The organism is Sporotomaculum syntrophicum, assembly GCF_009932395.1.
GTDB lineage: Bacteria > Bacillota > Desulfotomaculia > Desulfotomaculales > Desulfallaceae > Sporotomaculum > Sporotomaculum syntrophicum.
In genome coordinates, this window is the sequence record NZ_LSRS01000003.1 from 1 (window position 1) to 2822 (window position 2822).

At 36.4% G+C, this 2822-nt stretch carries 4 protein-coding genes and 1 pseudogene; 2 read left to right on the plus strand and 3 right to left on the minus strand.

Annotated features, from left to right (window positions below; genetic code table 11):
- Nucleotides 1-232 (plus strand): annotated as a pseudogene (locus SPSYN_RS15850) (IS91 family transposase); the annotation flags it as partial.
- Between the two features lie 313 nt (nt 233-545).
- Here the strand turns inward: SPSYN_RS15850 and SPSYN_RS05115 are convergent.
- The 3 genes from SPSYN_RS05115 to SPSYN_RS05125 form a co-directional block, all read right to left on the minus strand.
- Nucleotides 546-1238 (minus strand): hypothetical protein, encoded by a 693-nt coding sequence (locus SPSYN_RS05115; RefSeq protein WP_161821444.1) that lies wholly within the window; start codon nt 1236-1238, stop codon nt 546-548.
- Between the two features lie 107 nt (nt 1239-1345).
- Nucleotides 1346-1630: a hypothetical protein gene (locus SPSYN_RS05120; RefSeq protein ID WP_161821445.1), complete on the minus strand. Its 285-nt coding sequence runs from the start codon at nt 1628-1630 to the stop codon at nt 1346-1348.
- Nucleotides 1631-1687: 57 nt separating this feature from the next.
- Entirely contained in the window at nt 1688-2140 is a 453-nt protein-coding gene (locus tag SPSYN_RS05125; protein ID WP_161821446.1) for a hypothetical protein, read from the minus strand.
- A 261-nt stretch (nt 2141-2401) separates the two neighbouring features.
- On the opposite strand from SPSYN_RS05125, the gene SPSYN_RS05130 reads away from it, so the two are divergent.
- Nucleotides 2402-2822, plus strand: a 421-nt coding sequence (locus SPSYN_RS05130; protein WP_480935852.1) for a transposase, incomplete at its 3' end; no start/stop codon positions are given.

Here is a 2822-nt window from a genome sequence, read left to right on the forward strand (position 1 = left end):
GGGTTTTGTTAAAATCAGGCACTATGGCTTACTTGCTAACCGGAACAAAAAAACAAAGCTTAAACTGTGTAGAAAACTAACTTCTAGCCCTGCTTACAAACCCAAATTTGAAGGTCTTACAACCATTGAGATTCTCAGTATCCTGTTAGGTAAGGATGTAACGGTTTGTCCGGTATGCAAGAAAGGTAAAATGAAGGCGGTACGCTCGGTATACCCAAGGCCTTATCCATAATAGCCCATTAATTGAATAAATTTTCAAAGACCCATTTGTGGGGAGGGGGCAAGTATATACAATTTCGGCTGGTTTTATTTAAAAAATACGAGATGCTTGAGAAAAATTGGTATAAATCAGGTGGTATTACAGCTTAAGAACCAGAAGAAAAAGATTGAATTCCCATAGCTGGGAGCAGAGCGACTTCATTCTTCTATGGCAATTGAAAATTTTGCGAGGCAGCTATTGTGCGTAATCAAAGTTTAAGACTCAAAATCAGGGGTTACCTGACATTGAGTCGTTTTTTCTCCCGCAAAACTTCCAATTGGACCCTTTAAGAACCGTCCCCTTGTGTTTTACCAAGAATACTATATCTTTTAATAATCCAGGCAGTAAGACCACCGAAGACTATATGAGGGAAGAATAATAATAAATTTGGCAATGGTGTCAAAAGGCTTGCTCTGGTAATATCAAGAGCCATAAAAGCACCATAAAGAATCAAATATACAAAGGCTCCAAATCCTACACCTTTAATCACAGCATAATCAATACCTGTTTTTTTCAACAATAAATAAATTACAAATCCAATAACAGCAGCCATTGTGTAATCAGCTATAAAACCTGTTGCTAAGGAAACCGGGCTATCAATAAAATCTACCGGAACAAAATACCCTGCTGCAATGTGAATGAAAGTATATTTCAAATAACCTAAATAATGAAAAGTCCATGCTAATACAGTTTTAGGAATATTACCAATTATGCCAGCTATCATACCAGTAATAACAGAATCTTTAATAATGATAGGCAAATCTTTAACATGTCTGGATTTTAAGGCTGGACTAAGTTCGGAGGCATGTTCGTAATGATTAGAAACCTGCACTTTCTTAGCAATAACTTTATACTTTCTAGTTATGTCATTAGCCTTTTTTTTGCGGCGAAAAGGAAAAATAATATACTCTCCTCCTTTGAGCGGGTGAACGATTATTTTTTTGCGGACAGACCATGTCCGGTAGAGAGCGGCAAACAAGAAAACATTTAAATTAACTTAAACAAGAAAAAGACAGTTAATAAACCGACAATGAAGTGTAATAATAATTCCCATAATACAGCCTTTGGACTAATGTTATATTGTTTTTATACCCAAAATTTAGCTGTCAAAGATTGATGTAAAATTAACCAATAAATTGCGCCTACACCCATGCCTATAAGATATGGGGAAGTGTTACCTGAGAATATTATGGCTTGTCCAACAACAATACCAAAAGTAGCACCCATTATGAGGTGTCCGATTAATCCAACTGCTCTTGCATCAAAGGTATGTAATTCTTCCTGGGGGAGCAATACTGAGGCGCAATAGATAATTATATTGTTTTCAATTTTTTTGAGACGCCAAAGTATGTTGTCTACAATTGTAGTCAAGAATGTAGCTATTACCCCCGAGGATGCAGTGTCTAGAAGAAAATTATTAAACATAAACTATACCCATATATCTTCTTTCCGGGCTAGATACTGCAGGATAAAACCTACTGTTACCCCCCATAGAGAAGATAATACAAATGATGCTAGAACCATCGTTGGTGGTAAGGTTTGATAAAGATGTGGAGCAATTAGGCCGGGTAATATCGCTGTATGTATCGGCCAGAGAACAGCTCCAATACCTAATCCTTTTAACCATGCATAGTCATCACCCGTCCAACGAATTACGTAAGAGAGTATAACACCAACAAAAGTACCCGCTATCATAAAAGCAATTATGCCCGATATCATGGGCATCGTTGTTAAGGAAGTACCAGGAGGTGTTATCAGTACAGCAGCATAGTGTACAGCTGTGGATGGTAATATATCTGTAATATAAAGCACCCAATTAACAATTCCGTATAACACTGTCGCTATTAAACCGGCAATAGAACCGCGTACTATAGTGTCCAAATCTTCACTTCCCAATTAGATTGTTATATTATCATAAAATCCCCAGTTAAAAGAAAATAATACTAACGACTGTAAAATCGTTACGGTTTCCCCTTCATTGTTTATGGATGTATGATAAATCTATCATTTTCTACCCAGTTTTTCATTTGACACAAAGGAACCGTTCGAGACCACTGAAAAAGTCCATATAAAACACAAAAAGCATCCCCACCTATAGTATAATTAAGTCGCTACAACAAAATATACCGGGGGATGCTTTTTATGCTAGTTGAAACCACCTATAAACAAGGCAGCTTCTACACTGAATTATACCATATAATACCGGAGAATCACATATTAAAACGTATAGATTCCGCAATATCCCTTAGCTTTGTCAATGAACTATTAGCAGATAGATATTGCAAAAACTTTGGCAGACTTGCCAAAGAACCAGAAACGATGATGAGGATCCAGTTCTTAAAATATCTATATACTCTATCCGATGTACAATTATTACAAGATTTTCATATTGAAGCTAACACCATCAAAAAAGTACCCGAACGCATCATGAAGCAGTTAGCTAAGAATATATTTAAAGCTAAAGGTCAGGAAGAATATGCAATACCTGATTACACGCAGATAGAAGATCATGCTGAAGCGAAACAAGTTATGAAAGATTATCTGGAAGACCTGATAGAACGAG